Raw genomic sequence first — 22,649 nt, 5'->3', positions numbered from 1 at the left:
TCACCCCACCGCCGTACGCACCCCCAACGCCCTCCGCAGATCATCCAGCTGATCCTCCAGCCGGCGCCGCAACGCGGGCACCATCTCCTGCCGCGTCAGACACTCCTCACCCAGGCTCAGTGTCTCCTCGTCCACGAACGCCGCCGGAAACGCATACCGCCCCGCCACCTCGGCCAACGCCGGACCGCGCCGCGCCGCCAACGGCACCACCTCCGCGAAGTACCGCGCCGGGAACCCCGCCAGCAACCCCGCCTGCTCCGGCTGCCAGAAACCCTGCGCCGTCGCCGTGAACAGATAGTTCGACAGCGCGTCACCAGGACCGAACATCGCCTCCCAGGCCGCCTCCTTCGCCCCCGCGTCCGGCAGCGCCGCCCGGCACCGCGCGGCCGCCTCCTCACCCCGCGCCCCCGCGTCCGCCGCCCGCGCCACCTCGATGTCCGCCACACCCACCGCCCCCAGCACCGACAACCGCAGCAGCAACCGCCACCGCAACTCCACATCCAGCGCCGGGCCCCCGCCGGGCACCTCACCCGCCGCCCACCACTCCGCCAACTCCCCAGGCGACGTCGCACAGTCGATGAAGTACCGAGCAGCCGTCAAGCGCAAGCCCGCACCACCACCCGCCCCCGAGGACGCCTCCGTCCCCGCGGGCGCGCCCGACGTGGACGACAGCAGATCACGGCACAGCTCCGACAGCAGCCCCAACGCCTCGCTGCGCTCCTCACCCGTCAGGAAACGGTCCGCGGCCTGCCCCCGCGCGAACGCCAACACCCCATGCACCACCGCGTCGTCCGACTCGAACGGCAGATGCTCCCGCGCCGTTCGCACGTACTCCAACGGCCCCAACTCCGCGTCCCGCACCATGTCACGCGCCGCGTTCCACACCACCGCACGCGACAACTGCCCCGGCAACCCCGACAGCGCCGACCGCACCGAACCCCACGACACCGGATCCAGACGCACCTTCGCATACGTGAAATCCAGGTCGTTGACCAGCACGAGATCCGGACGCGGCCCGTCCAGCGTCATCGTCAACCGGCCACCGTCCCCGGGCACGTCCCGCTCCAGCCGCTCCCGCAACACCAGCCGGGACTCATCCGCCGGCGCCCGGTCGTAGAGCCCCACCGCGAGCCGGTGCGGACGGCGGCCCACATGCTCCACATCCACATACCAGCGCCGGTCCTCCGACTCGCCCACCCGCGGCACCAACGTGTCCACACCCGTCGTCCGCAACCAGCACTCCGCCCACCCCCGCACATCCCGCTTCGAGGCACGCGCCAGCGAATCGAGGAAATCCCCCAACGTCGCGTTCGAAAACCGGTGCCGCGCGAAATGATCGTTGATGCCCGCCAGGAAATCCCGCTCACCCAGCCACACCACCAGCTGACGCAGCGCCGAAGCCCCCTTCGCGTAGCTGATCCCGTCGAAGTTGCCCAACGCCGTCGCCGTGTCCGGCACCCCCTCCGGATCCGGCGCCACCGGATGCGTCGAAGGACGCTCGTCCGCGTCGTAACCCCAGCTCTTCCGCGCCACCGCGAAATCCGTCCACGTGTCCGTGAACCGCGTCGCCTCGCTCAGCACCTGATACCCCATGTACTCCGCGAACGACTCGTTCAGCCAGATGTCGTCCCACCAGCGCAACGTCACCAGATCGCCGAACCACATGTGCGCCATCTCGTGCGCGATCACCATGCCGCGCGTCTGCCGCTCCGTGTCCGTGACCGCCGACCGGTGGATGAACTCGTCCCGGAACGTCACCAGACCCGGATTCTCCATCGCCCCCGCGTTGAACTCCGGCACGAACGCCTGATCGTAGGAGTCGAACGGATACGGCTCGTCGAACAGCTCGTGATACCGGTCGAAACAGCGCCGCGTGATCTCCAGCAGCTCCGCCGCGTCCGCCTCCAGATACGGCCCCAGCGACCTGCGCACATGCAGCCCGAACGGCAACCCCGCGTGCTCCGTGCGCACCGAGTGGAAAGGCCCCGCCGCCACCGCCATCAGATACGTACTGATCGGCGGCGTCGGCGCACACTCCCACCGCCCGCCCTCCCCCGTACGGGCCGCCACCCCGTTCCCCAGCACCGTCCACTCCTCGGGCGCCGTCACCGACACCTCGAACGACGCCTTCAGATCCGGCTGGTCGAAACACGCGAACACCAGCGGAGCGTCCGTCACGCAGCACATCGTGTAGACGTACGCGTTGCCGTCCTCCGGATCCGTGAACCGGTGCATGCCCTCACCCAGCCGCGAGTACGGCATCAACGCCTCGACCCGCAACTCGTGCTCCCCCGCCGCCAGACCGCGCAGCGGCAACCGCCCCTCGGCCGGCTCGCCCGGATCGAGCGCCCGCCCGTCCAGCTCGGCCCCCACCAGCCGCGTCGGCCGCACCTCCACGAAGGTGTCCGCCCCCGCCTCCAGCACGGTGAACCGCACCACGGTCGTGGACCCGAACACCTCCTCCCCCCGCGTCAGATCCAGATCCACCCCGTACCGCTCGACCCTGACCGCCCGAGCCCGGCTCTCCGCTTCCGCACGCGTCAACACGACCATGGGCGCCATAGTGCCCCAGACGCGATCCGTGGGCACCGGTGCGTCAGTACTTGGGGCCGATGCGCGCGTCCATGAGGGCTACGGAGGGGCGGCGGGCGACGGAGATGTTGTACGGCACCGTGCCGCGCCTGGTGACCTTCCACTCGACTCCGACCTGGTCGAGGGTGCGGCAGTAGAGCGCTCTGATGTCCTCGGAGACGTTGGTGAAGAAATACCGCGGATACTCGTACCGCTTCCGCTGCCCGGCGACCATGCGGGTGGTCCAGTTGGTGATGCGGCAGCCGTCGGAGTGGACCAGGCCACGAAGGAGTTCCCAGGGATGGGCGTCGACGATCTCCTGTTGCCAGCGGGCCAGGACGATCGGGCGTTCGTGCTTCCTGCCGGAGCCGTGTTGGGGGAAGAGGCACCACAGGTGTTGGGAGTACACCTTCACGTTGTGGCATCCGGTCCTGCGGACCCGGCACACGGAGTTGTGGGGGAACACCCGGCGCATCGCCTTTTCGCACTCCGCCATGAGGCCGGGCCAGGCGTCGCCGCAGGCCACCATGAGGCTGGGTACGCGGTGAGCGGAGTACTGGATGATGTGGCCGTCGCCGAGGTAGAGGCCGAGGAGGTAGGCGTAGGCCTGCTTGTCGAAGCTCCGGCCCTCACAGCGTGGGCACGCGCGTTGCCGGCCGTCACGGCCCGGGTGCGGTGTGACGACCCCTTGCCGTACCCGCTCCCTGTGCAGCCAGTAGCCGACGGTTCCATAGGGGACCTGTAGCCGCTCGGCTATCCGGCGGTTGGACATCCCGTCCCGCCGCAGTTCGATGACTTGTGCCCTTTTCAAAGGATCGTGCGCTTGCATGTGGGCAGCATCACGCCGACTGTTCCGAGCGGGGACGAAAACAGGGCCTGGGTCACTCGTACGAGTGACCCAGGCCCTGTTGGGGTGCCGGGTGCGGGATTCGAACCCGCACGCCCTTTCGAGCAATCCCTTTTGAGGGGACCATGTCTACCGTTCCATCAACCCGGCTGGGTTACGTGCCGGGGCGAGCATACCCCGTCACCATTGCCGGGTGGGAATGGGTAAAGTCGAGGACCCCACCTGTGCGGAAACGAGGAGCCCAGTGAGCGCCGCGGACGTCCCCGAGTCTGAGAGTGTCCAGAGTGCAGAGCCCGTGGAGGCGGCTGCCGAGACGAGCGGTGGCGCGCACGTGCCTCCGGCGACGCGGCGGGTCGTGATCGCGGAGGACGAGGCCCTGATCCGGATGGATCTCAAGGAGATGCTCGAGGAGGAGGGCTACACCGTCGTCGGCGAGGCGGGCGACGGGCAGCGGGCCGTGGAGCTGGCCCGCGAGCACCAGCCCGACCTGTGCATTCTCGATGTGAAGATGCCCGTACTCGACGGCATCTCCGCGGCGGAGAAGATCGCCGAGGAGAGCATCGCGCCGGTGCTGATGCTGACCGCGTTCTCCCAGCGTGAGCTGGTCGAGCGGGCCCGCGACGCGGGTGCCATGGCCTACCTGGTGAAGCCGTTCAGCAAGAGCGACGTGGTGCCGGCCATCGAGATGGCGGTCTCGCGGTTCACGGAGCTGCGGGAGCTGGAGAAGGAGGTCGCGGACCTCGCCCAGCGGCTGGAGACGCGGAAGCTGGTGGACCGGGCCAAGAGCGTGCTGCAGACGCAGTACGGGCTGACGGAGCCGGCGGCGTTCCGCTGGATCCAGAAGACGTCGATGGACCGCAGGCTGTCGATGCAGCAGGTCGCCGAGGCGGTCATCGCGGACGGCGAGGAACGCAAGAAGCAGCAGTAGCGGCGGTAGCGGCAGCAGCGGGCACGGGCTGAGGGGGCGCTTGCGGGCGTCCCCTCGGCCCGTGCCCGTGCTCAGTCCTCGCCGAGGTACGCCTTGCGTACCGATTCGTCGTACAGCAGTTCCTCTCCGGTGCCGGAGAGGGTGATGTTGCCGATCTCCATCACGTGTCCGTGGTCGGCGAGGGAGAGCGCGGCCTGGGCGTTCTGTTCGACGAGCAGGATGGTCGTGCCGGCGGATTTGAGTTCGCTGATGGTGGCCATGATCTTCTGCATCATGATCGGTGAGAGGCCCATGGAGGGTTCGTCGAGCATGAGCAGTCTGGGGCGGGACATCAGGGCGCGGCCCATGGCGAGCATCTGCTGTTCGCCGCCGGAGAGGGTGCCGGCGGCTTGGCGGCGGCGTTCTCCGAGGATGGGGAAGCGTTCGTAGGCGCTGTCGATGTCGCGGGCGATGCCGTCGGTGTCCTTGCGGAGGAAGGCGCCGAGCTGGAGGTTCTCCTCGATGCTGAGGCGGGGGAAGATGCGTCGGCCTTCGGGGGAGTGGGCCAGTCCCATGGAGACGATCTTGTGTGCGCCGACTCCGTTGAGTACCTGTCCTTCGAAGGTGATCTTTCCGGCGAGGGGTTTGAGCAGTCCTGAGAGGGTGCGCAGGGTGGTGGTCTTGCCGGCGCCGTTGGTGCCGATGAGGGTGACGACCTCGCCGGCTTCGACGGAGAAGGAGATGCCTTTGACGGCTTCGATCTTGCCGTAGGCGACGCGCAGGTCCTCGACTTCGAGCAGGGCCATCAGTCTGCCTTCCCTTCCGGGGCGTCCGCCGGCTGGTCGGCTTGCGCTGACTGCGAGGTGGTTGCCGCCTCGGTCTCTTCCGCGGCGCGGATCCCGCCCTCTTCGGCGGCGCGGATCCCGCCCTCTTCCGCGGCGCGGGCTTCCGCTTCTTCCGCCGCGCGGACCTCGGCCGCTTCCGCTTCGCCGGGTTCTCCTTCGAAGGGGGTGCCGAGGTAGGCGGCGATCACGCGGTCGTCGTTCTGGACGATGTCCGGGGTGCCTTCGACGAGTTTCTGGCCCTGGACGAGGACGGCGACGCGGTCGCAGAGGTTGAAGATGAACCGCATGTCGTGCTCGATGACGAGGACGGCGGTGCCCTGTTCGCGGATGGCGAGGACGAGTTCGCGGGTGGCGGTGGTCTCGACGGCGGTCATGCCCGCGGTGGGTTCGTCGAGGAGGAGCAGCCCTGGTTCGCTGGCGAGGGCGCGGGCGATCTCCAGTTTGCGCTGTTCGCCGTAGGGGAGGTTGCGGGCGAGGTGGTCGCGTTTGTCGGCGAGGCCGGTGAAGCGGAGCAGTTCCATGGCGCGGTCTTCGGAGTGGCGTTCGGCGCGCCGGAAGCCGGGTCCGCGGACGAGGGCGGAGAAGAGGCCTTCGTGGGTGCGGGTGTGGCGGCCGACGAGGACGTTTTCCAGGACGGTCATGTTGGCGAAGAGCCGGATGTTCTGGAAGGTGCGGGCGATGCCTGCCTGGGTGACGAGGTGGGAGCGGTGGGGCAGGACGGTGCCTTTGTAGCTGACGGTTCCCTCGGTGGGGATGTAGAGGCCGGTGAGGCAGTTGAAGAAGGTGGTCTTGCCGGCGCCGTTGGGGCCGATGAGGCCGACGATCTCTCCGGGGCGCACGGTGAGGTTCACGTCGCGGACGGCGGTCAGGCCGCCGAAGCGCATGGTCACGCCTGAGGCGTCGAGGACGGCGCTGCCGGCCTCGCGGGGTGCGGGGTTGTCGGCTGCCGTGGTGGTGGGTGTCGTCATGGGGTCCTCACGCCTCCGTCTTGCCGATGCCGGGGAGGCCGGGGGTTGTCTGTGCGGTGGCGTCGGGGACGTCGAGTTGTCCCGTCTCGTGGAACTCCAGTTGTTTGCGGCGGTCGGCGATGAGGCCTTCGGGCCTGAAGCGCATCAGCAGGACGAGGGCGATGCCGAAGAGCAGCAGTTGGTAGTCGGCCATGAACTGGAGTTTGGCCGGGATGAGGTAGAGGAGGGCGGCGCCGATGAGGGGTCCGCTGACGGTGCCCATGCCGCCGAGGATGACGGCGATGAGGAGGAAGGCGGAGTTGGGTGGCGCGGTGTGGACGAACTTGTAGGACTCGGGGTTGACGGAGAACTCGACGTGGGCGAGGACGGTGCCGGCCATGCCGGCGAGGGTGGCGCCGAGGGCGAAGGCCATGAGTTTGAGCCGGAAGGCGTTGACGCCCATGGCGCGTGCCGCGGTCTCGTCCTCGCGGATGGCGATCCAGGCGCGGCCGATGCGGGAGTTGTCGGAGCGCCGGAAGATGGTGACGACGATGGCGGTGAACAGCAGCATCAGCAGGTAGTAGTTGGCGAATCTGCCGAGTTCGAAGCCGAGGAGGGTGTGGGGTTCGCCGAGGTTGAAGCCGAAGAGCTCCAGGTCGGGGATGTTGGGGATGCCGTTGGGGCCGTTGGTGATGTTGGGGCCTGAGTCGCCGTCGAGGTTTTGTACGGAGATGCGGAAGATCTCTCCGAAGCCGAGGGTGACGATGGCGAGGTAGTCGCCGTGCAGGCGCAGGGAGGGGAAGCCGATGACGAGGCCGAAGACGAGGGCGACGGCGGCGCCGATGAGGACGGCGGCCCAGAAGGGTACGTGGATGCCGAGGGAGGAGGTCTCGGCTCCGGAGACGAGCGCCGCGGTGTAGGCGCCGACGCCGAGGAAGGCGACGTATCCGAGGTCGAGGATGCCGGCGAGGCCGACGACCATGTTGAGGCCGAGTGCGACGGTGGCGAAGATCAGTACGCTGACGGCGATGTTGGTGTAGGCCTCGTTGCTCTGGGTGATCGGGAAGAGCAGTGCGGCGGCGAAGGTGGCGGCGAGGGTGACGCCGCGGTGTTTGGCGGTCAGCGCGGTCAGCCGGCGGGGCAGTCCGGTGCGGTGGAGCGCGGGGAAGGCGAAGGCGGAGAGCATCAGGAAGCCGATGAACGGGGGGCCGCCGTCCGCTTCGATGCCGTAGGCGAAGACGTAGAGGCCCAGCGCGCAGGAGGCGCAGATCACGAGGATCTCGGCCCAGTCGGGCAGGGGTGCGGGGCGTCCTGGTGAGGGTGCTTTGAGCGCGTGGGTGAGGCGCGCCCAGGGGGCGGGTTCGCGGGCGTCGTCGCCGGTTTCCGGAGCGAGGTCGGCGGGGAGTGCGAGGGCTCCGATGACGGCGAGGAGGGTGCCTGCGGCGCCGATCCACATGCCGGGTTCGAGGTTGACGAGGCCGCCGAGTTCGACGGCGATGGCGCCTGCGGTGTACCAGGTGACGGCGAGTGAGGCGAGGGCCATCAGCAGCAGTGCGCTGTGTTTGCCGCCGGGGGTGAGCCAGCGCAGTCCGCGTACGCCTGCGGAGGCGAGGAGGAGTGCGGCGGTCAGGACGGCGGCGACGAGGGTGAGGAGCTGGAGTCCTGCCGGGTAGAGGGCGATGGTGAGGTCGCCGGGGAACTCGGCGGTCCAGGTCCAGGGGAGCATCGTGGAGACGAAGGCGAGGAGTGCTCCGGCGCCGACGAGTACGCGGCCGTTCCTGCGGCTGGTGTGCGGGTCGGCGCCGAGGGGGAGGGGTCCTCGAACGGTGGGGGAGTGGTGTGCCGGGGTGGCTGGCGCGGTGTGCGCGCTGGTGTCGGTGTGGTGTGTCGTCATGGGTATCACGCCCGATCCGCGAGGCGTTCGCCGAGGATGCCCTGGGGCCTTAGGAGGAGGACGAGGATGAGCAGCACGAACGCCCACACGTCCTTCCACGAGCCGCCGCCGAACTGTTCGAGTCCTGGGATGTTGCCGATGTAGGCGGTGGCCAGGGCTTCGGCGACGCCGAGGACGAGGCCGCCGACCATGGCGCCGTAGATGTTGCCGATGCCGCCGAGGACGGCGGCGGTGAAGGCCTTGAGCCCGGCGATGAAGCCCATGCGGAAGTTGACCTCGCCGGTTTTGAAGCCTTGTGCGATGGCGGCGATGGCGGCGAACGCGGCGCCGATGGCGAAGGCCATCACGATGATGCGGTCGGTGTTGACGCCCATCAGCTTGGCCGTGTCGGGGTCCTGGGAGGTGGCCTGCATGGCCCGTCCGGTGCGGGTCTTGGCGACGAACAGGCCGAGGGCGAGCATGCACACGGGCGCGGCGATGAAGATGAACAGGTCCTCGCGGGAGAGGGCGACGAAGCCGAGGTCGAGGTCGCCGCCGCCGAGCTGCGGGAAGGGCCGGGCCTTCTTGGCGTTCGGGTAGAAGGCCCAGACGGCCTGCTGGAGTGCGAGGGAGAGGCCGATCGCGGTGATCAGCGGGGAGAGCCGGGGGCCGCCGCGCAGGGGCCGGTAGGCGAAGCGTTCGGCTCCGACGGCGACGAGCACGGCGCACACGACGCCGAGCAGGATCATCAGGGGGAGCGCGAGGGCCATGCCCGTTCCGTCGGGCAGCCACAGGTAGGCGGTCAGCGCGCCGAAGCCGCCGATCATGAATATCTCGCCGTGGGCGAAGTTGATGAGCTGGACGATGCCGTAGACCATCGTGTACCCGATCGCGATGAGGCCGTACAACGCGCCGAGTGCGAGTCCGTTCGCCAGCTGATCCGGCAGACCGTGCACCGGGGGACTCCTTGGGTGTGTCAGATACGGCTGCGCGGGGGCGCGTCCGAGCGCCCCCGCGCAGCCGTTGTTCGCTGGAAGGTGGGGCGGGGCGGGGTCCGGTCAGCTCTCCTTGAAGGTGCCGGTCTGCACGGGTTCGTGCTTGCCGTTCTTGACTTCGTAGACGGACAGCTGCTTGTTGGTGGTGTCGCCGTACTTGTCGAAGCCGACCTGTCCGGTCACGCCGTCGAAGGTGACGTCCTGCATGGCCTCGGTGACCTGCTTGCGGGCGTCGTCCATGGTGTCGGGCAGCTTGCCGTCGTTCTTGTCCACGACGGTCTTGACGGCGAGGATGACCGCCCTGGTGCTGTCGTAGGCGTAGCCGCCGTAGGCCTCGTAGGGCAGCTTGTAGCCGGCCTTCTTGTAGTTCTCCATGAACGTCTTGGCGGTGTCGAGGCTCTCCAGCGGCGCTCCGACGGAGGTGGCGAGGTCGCCCTCGACGTTCTTCTTGCCGAGCTTGGTGTATTCCTCGCTGTAGAGGGCGTCACCGCCGACGACCAGCGCCTTGGATCCCGCTTTGCTGATCTGGGAGCTGAGCGGCGCGCCTGCCGGGTACTCGCCGCCGTAGTAGACGAAGTCGGCCTTGGACTTGGCGACCTTGGTGGCGACGGCGGAGAAGTCGCGGTCGTCGGGGTTGATGTGGTCGGTGCCCACGACCTTGCCGCCGAGTTTCTTGAACTCGTCGGCGAAGGTGCCCGCCAGTCCGGCGCCGTAGGTCTTCTTGTCGTCGATGATGTACGCCTTTTTGAACTTGCGCTTGTCGAACAGGTACTGGGCGGCGTACGGGCCCTGGACGGCGTCGGTGGCGCAGGTGCGGTAGTAGGTGTCGAAGAGTCGTTTCTTCTTGCCCTTCTGCCAGTTGGGGCCCTGGGTGAGCTCGGGCGCCGTGTTGGCGGGGGAGACCTGCACCATGTTCGCGTTGCCGAAGACCTTCTGCATGGACTGGCCGACGTGCGAGTTGAGGGGGCCGACGGCGCCGATGACCTCGTCGTTGCCGACGAACTTGGTGGCGTTCTGCTGGCCTGTGCCGGCCTGGCCCTGGTCGTCGAGCGCCTGGATCTTGAAGGTGACGCCGTCGACCTCGTTGTTCTTGTTGGCGGTCTTGACCGCGAGTTCGCTGGAGTTCTTGATGCCCTGTCCGAGCGCGGACAGGTCGCCGGTCAGTGGTGCGTCGAGCCCGATGACGACGGTGGTCTTGTCTCCACCCTCGCCACCCCCGCTCTTGTCGCCGCGCGAGCCGCACGCGGACAGGGTGAGAGCTCCCACCGTGACGGTGGTGGTGAGTATGAGCAAGGAACGGTGACGCACGATCAGTCCTTTCCCCGAGGCGCGGCCCTCGTGGCGTGAGTGCGTGAGTGGCCGTGTCGCGCGCCGGGCCGTACGGGGGTACAGATCGGTGCTGTGTCATGCACGCCCGGCGGCGCGGTGACTGGCGGTGACTCTAAGGCGAGCCTGTGAAGACGGGCAGAGGTCCAGTCGATGATGTGACTTTCTTGTTATCACCGTCACGGAACCGGAAGGCCGCCAACTGGTCTTCCCTCAACTCTCCGTGTGTGACGGGAAGATGGCGGACACGTTTCGCGCCCCGAAGCCGCAGTTGGTTCGGGCAGTCACCCATCGGGGTCCGAGAGCGGGTCCGCATACCGTACGCAGCACGCGCGTGAGTGCCCGCGCAAAGCCGTGTGCGCGGATCATGTGAAGGCCCCGACAGGGACGCGTCACGCACCGTGACGCCCGGAAGGGGGCCGGGGGCTCCCCTTGCGCCGCAGAGGAGATGTGGGCGCGCCCCGAAGGGGCGCGGGGAACTGCGCGGCCAACCACACTCCACCCGCAGCCCGCACACTGCGGTCGGTGGCACCCCCGTGCCGGGACGAGACCCGCAGGAAAAAACTCAGCGCAGCAGGCACGTGAGCCGCGCCGAGCACACGCGCCGCCCCTGCTCGTCCGAGACGGCGATCTCGTAGCTGGTCATGGTGCGGCCCCGGTGGACGGGGGTGGCCACGCCCGTCACCAGTCCGTCGCGCGGGCCCCGGTGGTGGGTGCAGTTCAGGTCGACTCCCACGGCGGCCTTGCCGGGTCCGCCGTGCAGCATCGCTCCCACCGACCCGAGCGTCTCGGCCAGTACCGCCGAGGCGCCGCCGTGCAGCAGCCCGTACGGCTGGGTGTTGCCCTCCACGGGAAGCGTGCCGACGACCCGTTCCGGGGAGGCCTCCACGACCTCCAGGCCCATGCGCTCGCCCAGTGCCCCGGCGGAGAACAGCGCCGGGAGGTCGAAGCCCGAGCCCTTCCACTGGTCCAGGATCTCCTGGGGGAACTTGGTGGTGGTCCGCTCGCCCATGCGCCGCTGCTCCGTTCACGTGTCGCTCGGCCGGCCGGGGGAGTGGACCGGCCGGTCCGAGCCTATGCCCGTACGGGGGTCACTCGGCCGTGGACGGCGTGAGACTGATCACGACGGACTTGCTGGCGGGGGTGTTGCTGACGTCGGCGGTGGCGTCCAGCGGGACGAGCACGTTGGTCTCGGGGTAGTAGGCGGCGGCGCAGCCGGGCGCCGTCGGGTAGTGCACGACGCGGAATCCGCGCGCCACCCGCTCCCGCCCGTCGCCCCACTCGCTGCGCAGGTCGGCGTACGCGCCGTCGGCCAGCCCGAGCGTCTCGGCGTCCTCGGTCCTCACGAGCACCACGCGGCGGCCGTTCTTGATGCCGCGGTAGCGGTCGTCGAGGCCGTAGACGGTGGTGTTGTACTGGTCGTGCGAGCGGAGCGTCTGCAGCAGCAGCCGGCCCTTCGGCACCCGGGGGTACTCGACGGGCGCGGCGGTGAAGTTCGCCTTGCCCGTGGCGGTGGGGAAGCGCCGCTCGTCGCGCGGCGCGTGCGGCAGCGCGAAGCCTGAGGGCCGGGCAACGCGCGCGTTGAAGTCCTCGAAGCCGGGGATCACGCGGGAGATCCGGTCGCGGATCAGCCCGTAGTCCCCCTCGAACTCCTCCCAGGGGGTGGCCGACCCGGCGCCGAGCGTGGCGCGGGCCAGGCGGGCGACGATGGCGGGCTCGGACAGCAGCTGGGGGCTCGCGGGCGCCAGCCGTCCGCGGGAGGCGTGCACCATGCCCATGGAGTCCTCCACGGTCACGTACTGGTCGCCGCCGCGCTGGGTGTCGCGTTCCGTGCGCCCCAGCGTGGGCAGGATCAGCGCCCGTGCGCCGGTCACGCAGTGGGAGCGGTTGAGCTTGGTGGACACGTGCACGGTCAGCCGGGCTTGCCGCATCGCGTCCTCGGTGACCTCGGTGTCGGGGGAGGCGGCCACGAAGTTGCCGCCCATCGCGACGAACACCTTCGCCTGCCCGTCGCGCATCGCCCGGATGGCGCGCACGACATCCAGGCCGTGTTCGCGCGGCGGGGCGAACCCGAACTCCTGCTCCAGCGCGTCGAGGAAGGCGGGCGCGGGCCGCTCGAAGATGCCCATGGTGCGGTCGCCCTGCACGTTGCTGTGGCCGCGCACGGGGCACACGCCCGCGCCGGGGCGGCCGATGTTCCCGCGCAGCAGCAGGAAGTTGACCACCTCGCGAATGGTGGGCACCGAGTGCTTGTGCTGGGTGAGCCCCATCGCCCAGCACACCACGGTGCGGCGCGAGGCCAGCACCATCTCCAGGGCGCGCTCGATCTCGGCGTGCTCGAGGCCTGTGGCGGCCGCCGTCTCGTCCCGGTCGGTGGCGCGGGCGGCCTTCGCGAACTCCTCGAAGCCGTGCGTGTACTCCGCGACGAACTGCTCGTCGAGCGCTCCCTCCCGCTCCAGGAGCATGCGGTTCAGGGCGCGGAAGAGCGCCTGGTCGCCGCCGAGGCGGATCTGCAGGAACAGGTCGGTGAGCGGGGTGCCGCCCGCTGCCAGCCCCTTGGGGGTCTGCGGGTTCTTGAACCGCTCCATCCCGGCCTCGGGCAGCGGATTCACCGTGATGATCTTCGCGCCGCCCGCCTTGGCCTTCTCCAGCGCGGAGAGCATCCGGGGGTGGTTGGTCCCCGGATTCTGCCCGGCGACGATGATCAGGTCCGCCTTGTACAGGTCCTCCAGCAGGACGCTGCCCTTGCCGACGCCGAGCGTCTCGGTCAGCGCGGAGCCAGACGACTCGTGGCACATGTTGGAGCAGTCCGGCAGGTTGTTCGTGCCGAACTCGCGGGCGAAGAGCTGGTAGAGGAACGCGGCCTCGTTGCCGGTGCGCCCCGAGGTGTAGAAGACCGCCTCATCGGGTGACGAAAGGGCCCGCAGCTCCTCGGCGATCAGGTCGAAGGCCGCCTCCCAGCCGATCGGCTCGTAGCGCTCGCCGCCCTCGGGCAGGTACATCGGCTCGGTCAGCCGGCCCTGCTGCCCCAGCCAGTACCCCGACCGCTCGGCGAGGTCGGCGACCGAGTGCGAGGCGAAGAACGCGCGGGTGACCCGGCGGGTGGTCGCCTCCTCGGCGACCGCCTTGGCGCCGTTCTCGCAGAACTCCGCCGTATGCCGTTGGTCACCCTCGGGCCACGCGCAGCCCGGGCAGTCGAACCCGTCCTTCTGGTTGACGCGCAGCAGCGTCAGCGCGGTCCGCCTCACCCCCATCTGCTGCCGCGCCATCCGCAGCGAGTGCCCGACGGCGGGCAGCCCGGCCGCCGCCTGTGCGGGCGCCCCCACCTGGGGCGCGTCCTGAACAGGGTCATTGGAGGGAGCCTTACGCGTCATAACACCTGATGGTGCCACCGCACCGGGTGTGGCAGCCACACACCGGCGCGCCCCGCCGTTGTCACAGCCGCATGCGAGGATCTCTCCCGTGGCTAAGAAGGCAGCGAAGACGGCACAGGCGGCGACCGGGCTGGCGAAGGACGGCGGGGCACAGCCTCGCCTGATGCTCATGGACGGGCATTCCCTCGCGTACCGCGCGTTCTACGCGCTTCCCGCGGAGAACTTCAACACGACCACGGGGCAGCCCACCAACGCGATCTACGGGTTCGCGTCGATGCTGGCGAACACGCTGCGCGACGAGGCGCCCACGCACTTCGCCGTCGCCTTCGACGTCTCGCGCAAGACCTGGCGCTCCGCGGAGTTCTCCGAGTACAAGGCGAACAGGTCCAAGAGCCCGGACGAGTTCAAGGGCCAGGTGGAGCTGATCGGCGAGCTGCTGGACGCCATGAAGGTGCGCCGCTACGCGATCGACGGCTACGAGGCGGACGACGTGATCGCCACGCTCGCCACCGCGGCCGAGGCCGAGGGCTTCCAGGTGTCGATCGTCACGGGCGACCGGGACACCTTCCAGCTCGTCAGCGACAACGTCACGGTGCTCTACCCCACCAAGGGCGTCTCCGAGCTGACGCGCTACACGCCCGAGAAGGTGGCCGAGAAGTACGGCCTGACGCCCGCGCAGTATCCGGACTTCGCGGCGCTGCGCGGCGACCCCTCCGACAACCTGCCGGGCATCCCGGGCGTCGGCGAGAAGACGGCCACGAAGTGGATCACCCAGTTCGGCTCCCTCGCCGAGCTGGCCGAGCGGGTGGACGAGGTCAAGGGCAAGGCGGGCGACAACCTCCGCTCGCACCTGGAGTCCGTGCTGCTCAACCGCCGGCTGACGGAGCTGGTCCGCGACGTTCCGCTGCCGGACGGGCCCGGCGACCTGACCCGCGTCGCCTACGACAGGGACGCGCTGGCCGTCATCCTCGACGCGCTGGAGTTCCGCCACCAGAACTTCCGCGACCGCCTCTTCGCCGCCGACCCTGGCGCCGCCGCCGAGGAGGAGGAGCCCGCCTCGGCCGGCGGCATCGAGCTGGACGGCGCCGTCGTCGAGGCGGACGCCCTCGCCCCGTGGCTGGAGCGGCACGGCACGGTCACGCTCGGTGTCGCCACGGTGGACGTGTGGAAGCAGGGCAGCGGCAGCGTGAGCGAGATCGCGCTGGCCACCGGCGCGGGCCCCGCGGTCTGGTTCGACCCGGCCGAGCTGACCGAGGGCGACGAGCGGGCGTTCGCCGCCTGGCTGGCCGACGCGGACAGGCAGAAGGTGATGCACGACGCGAAGGCCCTGATGCGGGTCTTCGCCGACCACGGCTGGTCCGTGGCCGGGGTGTGGATGGACACCGCGCTGGCCGCCTATCTGGACAAGCCGGGCCGCCGCTCCTTCGCCCTGGACGCGCTGTCGGTGGAGTATCTGGGCCGCGAGCTGGGCCCGACGGCCGAGTCGGACGGCCAGCTGGCGCTGGGGGTGGACGAGCAGGCCGAGGCCGACGCCCTGATGGTCAAGGCGCGCACGGTGCTGGACCTGGGCGTCGCGTTCGAGGTCAGGCTGGATCAGGTGGGCGCCGCCGACCTGCTGCGGGATCTGGAGCTGCCGACCTCGAGGGTGCTGGCCCGGATGGAGCGCGCGGGCATCGCCGCGGACCGCGAGTGGCTGCAGGGGCTGGAGCAGCAGTTCGCCGACGCCGTCCAGCACGCGGTCGGCGAGGCGCACGCCTCGGTGGGGCACGAGTTCAACCTGGGCTCGCCCAAGCAGCTCCAGGAGGTCCTCTTCGGCGAGCTGGGGCTGCCCAGGACGAAGAAGACGAAAACGGGTTACACCACGGACGCGGACGCGCTGGCGTGGCTGGCGGCCCAGACCGAGCACGAACTGCCGGTGCTCATGCTGCGCTACCGCGAGCAGCAGAAGCTGCGCACCACGGTCGAGGGCCTGATCAAGACGATCGCGCCCGACGGCCGGATCCACACCACCTTCAACCAGACGGTGGCCGCCACCGGCCGGCTCTCCTCCACGGACCCGAACCTGCAGAACATCCCGGTGCGCACGGACGAGGGCCGGGCCATCCGCCGCGGCTTCCGCGTCGGCGAGGGCTTCGAGTCGCTGATGACGGCCGACTACAGCCAGATCGAGTTGCGCGTGATGGCGCACCTGTCCGAGGACGCGGGGCTGATCGAGGCCTTCACCTCGGGTGAGGACCTGCACACGACGGTCGCGGCGCAGGTCTTCGGCGTCGGCAAGGACGCCGTCGACGCGGAGATGCGGCGCAAGATCAAGGCGATGTCCTACGGGCTGGCCTACGGGCTCTCCGCGTTCGGGCTCTCGCAGCAGCTGGGCATCTCCCCGGACGAGGCGCGGGGCCTGATGGACACCTACTTCGAGCGCTTCGGCGGGGTGCGGGACTACCTGCGCCGTACGGTCGAGGAGGCCCGCGCCACCGGCTACACCCACACGATCATGGGCCGCCGCCGCTATCTGCCGGACCTGACCAGCGACCAGCGGCAGCGCCGCGAGATGGCCGAGCGGATGGCGCTCAACGCCCCGATCCAGGGCACGGCGGCCGACATCGTGAAGGTCGCCATGCTCAAGGTCGACGCGGCCTTGCGCGACGCTCAGCTGCGCTCGCGGATGCTGCTCCAGGTGCACGACGAGATCGTTGTGGAGATCGCGCCCGGGGAGCGGGAGCAGGTCGAGAAGCTGGTGCGTGCCGAGATGGCGTCCGCCGTCCCGCTGCGTGCGCCGCTGGATGTGTCCGTCGGCGTCGGCCAGGACTGGGAGTCGGCCGCGCACTGACGTCGCGGGTCTCTCCCGGGGAGGGCGCGGGTCCCTCCCCGGGACGGTGCGGGATTTCACGGCCTGTGCGGCGGGAGGAACTGCAGGCCGCCGCGGGCGCGTTGGGGGCGCGTGCGGCGAACGGTGCGGAAACCGGCGGTGAACCGGCGGCGAAGACGGTGCGGAAGCGCCACAAGTGGCCGCTGACCGCTGACTTGTGGGCTACCGTGCCGTAAGGTCGCCGTGATGTGGGTGATTGCGTCCAAAGGGGAGAGGACGGGGACGGCTCTATGGCGCGATACCGGGGCAGGCACGCCGCGCAGCAGAAGGCCGGGAAGGCGTCGGGACACCGGCGCCGCTTCCAGCTGAGCAGCAGCAGATACCGCAGGGGGCTGGGGGGCACGGCGATCGCCGCCGTCGTCATGGCGGCGCTGACCGCTTCCCAGGCACCCGGTGTGGAGCTCGGCGGCGACCACGGCAAGGGCCGTTCGGACGCCGCGGGCGACCGTTCGCCAGGCGATGACAGCTATGAGACGCAGCTGCCGCCGCTGGAGTCCCCCCACCCGCCCGAGGGTGCGTCCCCGGGCGGTTCCGGGGACGAGTCGGGCATCCCCGCCTCGGTGCTCAAGGCCTACAAGGACGCTGCCAAGTCGCTCGCCTCGCGTACCCCTGGATGCGGTCTGCGCTGGGAACTGCTCGCGGGCATCGGCAAGGTGGAGTCGGGCCAGGCGCGCGGCGGCGCCGTCGACAAGGACGGCACGACGCTGCGGCCCATCCTGGGCCCGGTGCTCAACGGCGCCGGTTTCGCCAACATCAAGGACACCGACGGCGGCCGCTGGGACGGCGACACGAGGTACGACCGCGCGGTCGGTCCGATGCAGTTCATTCCCTCCACGTGGGACCGCTGGGGCGCCGACGGCAACGGCGACGGGCGCAAGGACCCCAACAACGTGTACGACGCGGCGCTGGCGGCGGGCCAGTACCTGTGCGCGGACGGCCGTGACCTGTCGGCCAAGGCGGATCTGGACCGCGCGATCCTCAGCTACAACAACTCCGACGCGTACCTGCGCACCGTCCTGGCCTGGTTCGCCTACTACCGCGAGGGCACCCACTCGGTGCCGGACACCGAGGGACCGCTGCTGCCGACGTCTCCCGGGCTCGGCGAGTCCGGGGGCGGCCCCGACAAGGGCGGCTCCCCGTCAGGGCCCGGCAAGGGCACGTCGCCGTCCAAGCCCTCCGAGCCTTCGAAGCCGGGCAAGCCGAGTGAGTCGGACAAGCCGGGCAATCCCGGTGGTGGCGGCGGCGACGGTGACGACGGCGGGACGCCGTCCCCCGACCCGACGGCGCCCGACGCCATCGTGGCGGACGGCACCAAGAGCTTCTCCGCGGTCGCGGGCGAGAAGTTCGCCAAGAGCCCGCGGGTGAAGGTCGAGACCTCCAAGGGCAAGGGCGTCAAGGGCGTGAAGGTCGACTTCGCGATCGACGGCGCCACCGAGGCGTCCTTCGACGGCGGCGCCAAGAAGGCGACCGTCACCACCGACGCCAAGGGCTTCGCCGAGGCCCCCGGTCTCGACGCGGGCGCCAAGGCCGGCTCCTTCACCGTCCACGCGTCGGTTCCGGGTAAGAAGCTGGGCACCGTGGACTTCACGGCCGAGGTGGCGGCGGCGGAAGCCGACAAGCTGGAGCGCACCAGCGAGGTCGTGATGTCGGCCCCCAAGAACAGCGCCTTCGCGCTCCCGATCGAGATCAAGGCCACCCGCAAGGGCGAGCCGGTCGCGAACACGGCGGTGACGGCCAAGCTGGACAACACCACCGAGGGCCCGCACTTCGAGAACGACAAGGGCGAGCCGGTGCGCACCCCGGTGAAGCTGACGACGAATGAGGACGGCGTCGCCGAGGTCGGGAAGCTCTTCGCCGACGACAAGCCGGGCGACTACACCCTCACCCTCACCGCCGAGGGCGGTGCCACCGTGACGGTGAAGCTCACGATCACGGGCTGAGTCGGCACACCTCTCGCGGCGCGCCCCGGTGCTCGGTACCGGGGCGCGCCGCACTGTTCCCATCCCGGACGGGCGTTGCTACGGTGCGAGCTCTCACCTGACGAGGCGTCAGCTCCGCCTCGCCGCCGGCCACCCCACCGGGAGGTGGACATGCGTGCGCTCATCGCCGCCGGGATCGGACTGGTGGCCGCCCTCGCCCTCGTCTTCGCGATCACGGCGACGGGCGTCCCGCCCGGCGAGACCTCGAAAGAGCCCCTGCACACCACCGTCCCCGAGCACCCGTAGGCAGGGAGGCAGCATGCGCCGCAGAGCGAGCCTGGTCCTGCTGGCCTTCGCGGTCTTCTTCGCCGCGCTCTCACCGCTGATCCGCTGGTACGCCTTCCCGCGGCTGGCGAAGATTCCGCCCAGCCAGTACCAGTCCATGGTTTTGGAGGCGAAGAACGCGACCCTCCTGGACTACGCCACCATGCAGTCGAAGAAGGTGCCCAAGGTCAGCATCGTGCAGACGCTCAAGGGCAACGTGGAGGCCGCCGAGAAGGTGAAGGACCGCACAGGGCGCGACGTGGTCGTGTGGGACACGCTCAGCTATGTCGCCGACGACAAGGGCAAGATGGTCTCCCGCATCCCGGAGCGGTACGTCTTCGACGCCCACTCCCAGGAGCCCGTGCACACCAAGGGTGAGCACGTCGACCACGACACGGTGCGCCGCGAGGGCATCGAGTACAAGTGGCCGTTCCTGGTCGAGAAGCGCGACTACGAGTACTTCGACTTCCAGACCCGCACCTCCGCACCCATCCACTACAAGGGCACCCGCACCGTGCAAGGGCTGGAGACCTACTACTTCGAGCAGACCATCCCCTGGACCAAGGTGAAGGTCCCTAAGAAGCTGCCGCTGGGAGCCACCCCCGAGACGGTCGAACAGATCGGCCTCGAGCGCTGGTACACCACCAAGAGGATGTTCTGGGTCGACCCCGTCACAGGTGCGCCGGTGGACGGGCAGGAGATCCACAAGGAGGAGATGCGCTGGAAGGACCAGCCGGACAAGAAGCCCCTCACGGCGTTCGCCGGGCACGTGAAGATGCGCCCCGACTTCCAGGCCGAGACCGTCGACCTGGTCACCTCCCAGCGCCGGCTCGTCCTGGCCCTGACGACCTACCTGCCCTGGGGTTTCCTCGTGCTGGGCGGTGCGCTGCTGGCCCTCTCCCTCACCCTGGAGGCCCGCGCCCGCGGTCGCGGCTCAGCGGACGGGGCGAAGGCCGCGGGCGGCGGGGACGACGACGGCGGCCCGGGCGGCGGTGGCGGTGGGGAAGGCGGCACGGGCGGTGGCGGCCCCGCCGGGACCGCCGGGACCGAGGAGGACACGGCAACCGTCCGCGGGCAGCCGGAAGGCGTGGGCGGCTAGCCCGAGTTGTCCCCCGAGATGCCGCCGCCGGCACTCCGCGGCAGCCTCACGACGACCGCCCGCGGGGACTGGTGTGCCGGGTGGGTTCCGCCGTGGCGGGGTCCTGCGGCCACGGGTGCCTGGGATAGCGCCCGCGCAGCTCGGCCCGCACGCCGCGGTAGCCCTCCGCCCAGAAGGAGGCCAGGTCGGCCGTGACGGCGGCCGGCCGCCCCGCCGGAGAGAGCAGGTGGACGAGCAGCGGTACCCGCCCGTCCGCCACGCGGGGTGTGACGCGTGCCCCGAACATCTCCTGGAGCTTGACCGCCAGCACCGGCTGCTCAGGCTCGTAGTCGACGCGGATCCGGGACCCGGAGGGCACCTCGATCCGCTCCGGCGCCAGCTCGTCGAGGCGCGCCGCCTGGCCGCAGGACCACGGCAGCAGCCCCGACAGGACGCTGCCCGCCTCCACCCGGGCCAGGTCGGCTCGGGAGCGCACCTGCCCGAGCCACTCGTCGGCCCGCGCCAGCAGCGCCTCGTCCGAGACGTCGGGCCACGGTTCGCCCAGCGTGCGGTGGAGGAAGCCGATCCTGCGGCGCAGCGTTCGCGCGCTCGGTGACCACCGCAGCAGCCCGGTCCCGTGCTGCCGCAGCCCCTCCAGCGCCGCCTCGCGCAGCAGCGCACCCGGCGGGTTCCGCAGCGGCCGCACGGCCAGTCGGACCGCGCCCAGCGACTCCACCTCGCGGGCCACCACGTCACCGCCGTGCCTCTGCGGGCCCGCCGCGGGGTCCCAGCGCACCTCCTCGCGCACCTCGTGCAGGGCGCCCGCCGCGCCGAGCGCTGTCGGCTCGTCGACGGCCGCCGCCAGCCGGATCCGCGCCGAGGCGGACCCCGCGGGGCGGTCCGCGGCGGCGACGGCCAGCCACGGGGCGTCGCGCAGCCGGCTTCCGGCGGCCGGCTCGGCCCGCGTCCCGCCGACCATCAGATAGGAGCCCTGCTGCTGTGCCCGGCCGATCCGTTCGGGCTGCGCGAGCGCGACGACCGTGCCGACGCCCGCCTCGTCCGTCAGCCCCTCGGGGCGCGGCACCTCCTCGCCCAGCAGCGACCGCAGCCGCCGCACCTCGGCGGTCCACCGCGCACCGTACGGATCGGCCCTGCCCGCCGTGCGGGCCCGCCGCAGCGCCTGGGCCGCGTCGTCCCCGTAGGCGCGCGGCACCTCCTCGCTCAACAGCGCCACCGTTTCGCTCGCCAGTTCGCTGCCCACGGCGGCGGCGCCGTCCAGCAGGGCGCGGGCCAGTCGGGGGTGGACGCCGGTACGGGCCATGCGCCGCCCCCGCGCCGTCACCCGTGCGGACTCCTCCAGGGCGCCGACGGCGCGCAACGTCTCGTGGGCCGCGCGCATCGCCCCCGCGGGCGGGGGATCGAGCAGCGCCAGTCCCCGCGCGTCGGGCTCTCCCCAGCAGGCGGCCTGGAGCGCGAAGGCCGTCAGATCGGCGACGGTGATCTCCGGCGACGGCTCCCGCGGCCGCCCCGTCTCCTCGGCCGCCGCCCAGCACGCGTAGGCGACCCCCGGCGCCTGGCGCCCGGCCCGGCCGCGCCGCTGCTCAGCGCCCGCGCGCGAGACCCGCACGGTGGTCAGCGACGTCAGGCCGCGCGCGTGGTCCGTCCGGGGCTCACGGGCGAGCCCCGCGTCCACCACCACACGCACGCCGGGCACCGTCAGGCTCGACTCGGCCACCGACGTCGCGAGGATCACCCGTCGCTCACCGTCCCCGCCCGCGTCGCCGCTGCCGCGCAGCACCTCGTCCTGCGTGTGTGCGGGCGCCCGCCCGTGCAGCTGGAACACCTGTGCGTCCACCCGCTCCAGCAGAGCCGCCACCCGGCCGATCTCCCCGACGCCCGGCAGGAAGCACAGCACGTCACCGCGGGGGACCTCCTCCAGCGCGCGGCGCACCGTCGCCGCCACGTGACGCAGCAGCGCCGGGTCCACCCACGTGCCGTGCGCCGGCCGTACCTGAGCGGGCGGCGGCGCGTACCGCACCTCCACCGGATGGCTCGTCCCGCGTCCGGATACGACGGGAGCGGACAGCAGCCGTGCCCACGCCGCGCTGTCCTGCGTCGCCGACGCGGCGATCACCCGCAGCTCGGGGCGGAGCGCGGCACGCACGTCCAGCAGGAAAGCCAGTGCCGTGTCCGCGTCCAGGTGCCGCTCGTGGCACTCGTCCATCACGACGACGTCCACACCGGGCAGTTCCTGGTCCCGTTGCAGACGTTGCAGCAGCACGCCCGTCGTGACGACCTCCACCCGGGTACGCGGCCCCACCCGGCGCTCGCCGCGCACCGTGAAGCCCACGCTCTCGCCGGGACGCTCGCCCAGCAGCCACGCCATCCGGCGCGCCGCCGACCGCGCGGCCATCCGCCGCGGCTCCGCGACCAGCACGCTTCGGGCGGGCGCCCCGTCATCGAGGAGCCCCGCCAGGGCAAGGGGGAGCAGCGTCGTCTTGCCGGTGCCCGGCGGCGCGTGCACCACGGCCGAGCCGTGCGTATCGAGGGCCTCGCGCAGCCGCGGCAGGGCTTCGGCAAGCGGTAGCCGTGCCAGTTGGTCGTGATGGAGCACCGAGCGATTGTCCCCGCCCCCTGTCTCGGGCGGAGCCTGGGGGGGTGCCCCTATCTGTTTGGTCAAGGGGCTGGGGCGGGTTGGGGCTGGTAGAAGGTGCCGTCGCGGAGCATGGCGTAGAGCACGTCGGCTCTGCGGCGGGCGAGGCAGAGGAGGGCTT

Annotated in this window: 15 protein-coding genes and 1 tRNA gene; 5 read left to right on the top strand and 11 right to left on the bottom strand. The window is 70.8% G+C overall.

From position 1 onward, the window contains the following. The 3 genes from pepN to DTL70_RS16025 form a co-directional block, all read right to left on the bottom strand. Positions 1-2,553 (bottom strand): aminopeptidase N, encoded by a 2,553-nt coding sequence (pepN, locus tag DTL70_RS16035; RefSeq protein ID WP_114022777.1) that lies wholly within the window; start codon positions 2,551-2,553, stop codon positions 1-3. 43 nt (positions 2,554-2,596) lie between these two features. Further along, the gene (locus DTL70_RS16030) at positions 2,597-3,400 is read right to left on the bottom strand and encodes a helix-turn-helix domain-containing protein (protein ID WP_114022624.1); all 804 of its coding nucleotides are present in this window, start codon (positions 3,398-3,400) and stop codon (positions 2,597-2,599) included. 85 nt (positions 3,401-3,485) lie between these two features. Next, positions 3,486-3,568, bottom strand: a tRNA-Leu gene (locus DTL70_RS16025). Positions 3,569-3,662: 94 nt separating this feature from the next. Between DTL70_RS16025 and DTL70_RS16020 the strand changes: the two genes are divergently transcribed. Beyond that, entirely contained in the window at positions 3,663-4,346 is a 684-nt protein-coding gene (locus DTL70_RS16020; protein WP_181860945.1) for an ANTAR domain-containing response regulator, read from the top strand. A gap of 71 nt (positions 4,347-4,417) precedes the next feature. On the opposite strand, the gene DTL70_RS16015 is transcribed toward DTL70_RS16020, so the two are convergent. The 7 genes from DTL70_RS16015 to DTL70_RS15985 all read right to left on the bottom strand — a co-directional run bounded on the left by DTL70_RS16015 (position 4,418) and on the right by DTL70_RS15985 (position 13,685). Next, a complete protein-coding gene (locus DTL70_RS16015) occupies positions 4,418-5,134 on the bottom strand; it encodes an ABC transporter ATP-binding protein (RefSeq protein WP_114022623.1) in 717 nt (238 codons plus the stop codon). After that, positions 5,131-6,138 (bottom strand): ABC transporter ATP-binding protein, encoded by a 1,008-nt coding sequence (locus tag DTL70_RS16010; RefSeq protein WP_114022622.1) that lies wholly within the window; start codon positions 6,136-6,138, stop codon positions 5,131-5,133. The genes DTL70_RS16015 and DTL70_RS16010 overlap by 4 nt, the downstream gene beginning before the upstream one ends. Before the next feature lie 7 nt (positions 6,139-6,145). After that, positions 6,146-8,011, bottom strand: a complete 1,866-nt coding sequence (locus DTL70_RS16005; RefSeq protein ID WP_114022621.1) for a branched-chain amino acid ABC transporter permease — start codon at positions 8,009-8,011, stop codon at positions 6,146-6,148. A 5-nt stretch (positions 8,012-8,016) separates the two neighbouring features. Next, positions 8,017-8,946, bottom strand: a complete 930-nt coding sequence (locus DTL70_RS16000; RefSeq protein ID WP_114022620.1) for a branched-chain amino acid ABC transporter permease — start codon at positions 8,944-8,946, stop codon at positions 8,017-8,019. A gap of 102 nt (positions 8,947-9,048) precedes the next feature. Then, positions 9,049-10,293, bottom strand: a complete 1,245-nt coding sequence (locus tag DTL70_RS15995; protein WP_114022619.1) for a branched-chain amino acid ABC transporter substrate-binding protein — start codon at positions 10,291-10,293, stop codon at positions 9,049-9,051. Positions 10,294-10,876: 583 nt separating this feature from the next. After that, positions 10,877-11,323, bottom strand: a complete 447-nt coding sequence (locus tag DTL70_RS15990; protein WP_114022618.1) for a PaaI family thioesterase — start codon at positions 11,321-11,323, stop codon at positions 10,877-10,879. A 79-nt stretch (positions 11,324-11,402) separates the two neighbouring features. After that, complete coding sequence (locus DTL70_RS15985; protein WP_114022617.1) at positions 11,403-13,685, bottom strand: FdhF/YdeP family oxidoreductase; 2,283 nt, start codon at positions 13,683-13,685, stop codon at positions 11,403-11,405. 88 nt (positions 13,686-13,773) lie between these two features. Between DTL70_RS15985 and polA the strand changes: the two genes are divergently transcribed. From polA to pgfA, 4 genes are all read left to right on the top strand, one after another. Further along, on the top strand, positions 13,774-16,515 hold the full coding sequence (gene polA, locus DTL70_RS15980; protein ID WP_114022616.1) for a DNA polymerase I: 2,742 nt from the start codon (positions 13,774-13,776) through the stop codon (positions 16,513-16,515). Between the two features lie 269 nt (positions 16,516-16,784). Then, positions 16,785-18,494 (top strand): lytic transglycosylase domain-containing protein, encoded by a 1,710-nt coding sequence (locus tag DTL70_RS15975; protein WP_114022615.1) that lies wholly within the window; start codon positions 16,785-16,787, stop codon positions 18,492-18,494. A gap of 150 nt (positions 18,495-18,644) precedes the next feature. Next, the gene (locus DTL70_RS15970) at positions 18,645-18,779 is read left to right on the top strand and encodes an SPW_0924 family protein (RefSeq protein ID WP_114022614.1); all 135 of its coding nucleotides are present in this window, start codon (positions 18,645-18,647) and stop codon (positions 18,777-18,779) included. Between the two features lie 13 nt (positions 18,780-18,792). Continuing rightward, a complete protein-coding gene (gene pgfA / locus DTL70_RS15965) occupies positions 18,793-19,896 on the top strand; it encodes a cell envelope lipid trafficking protein PgfA (RefSeq protein WP_114022613.1) in 1,104 nt (367 codons plus the stop codon). 46 nt (positions 19,897-19,942) lie between these two features. On the opposite strand, the gene hrpB is transcribed toward pgfA, so the two are convergent. Then, the gene (gene hrpB / locus DTL70_RS15960; protein WP_114022612.1) at positions 19,943-22,489 is read right to left on the bottom strand and encodes an ATP-dependent helicase HrpB; all 2,547 of its coding nucleotides are present in this window, start codon (positions 22,487-22,489) and stop codon (positions 19,943-19,945) included. Positions 22,490-22,649: the final 160 nt, after the last annotated feature.

Origin of the sequence: Streptomyces diacarni, from assembly GCF_003323715.1 — a bacterium.
Taxonomy (GTDB): Bacteria; Actinomycetota; Actinomycetes; order Streptomycetales; family Streptomycetaceae; genus Streptomyces; species Streptomyces diacarni.
Note: the sequence above shows the minus strand (reverse complement) of the source record. Positions and strands in the feature narration are given on the sequence as shown.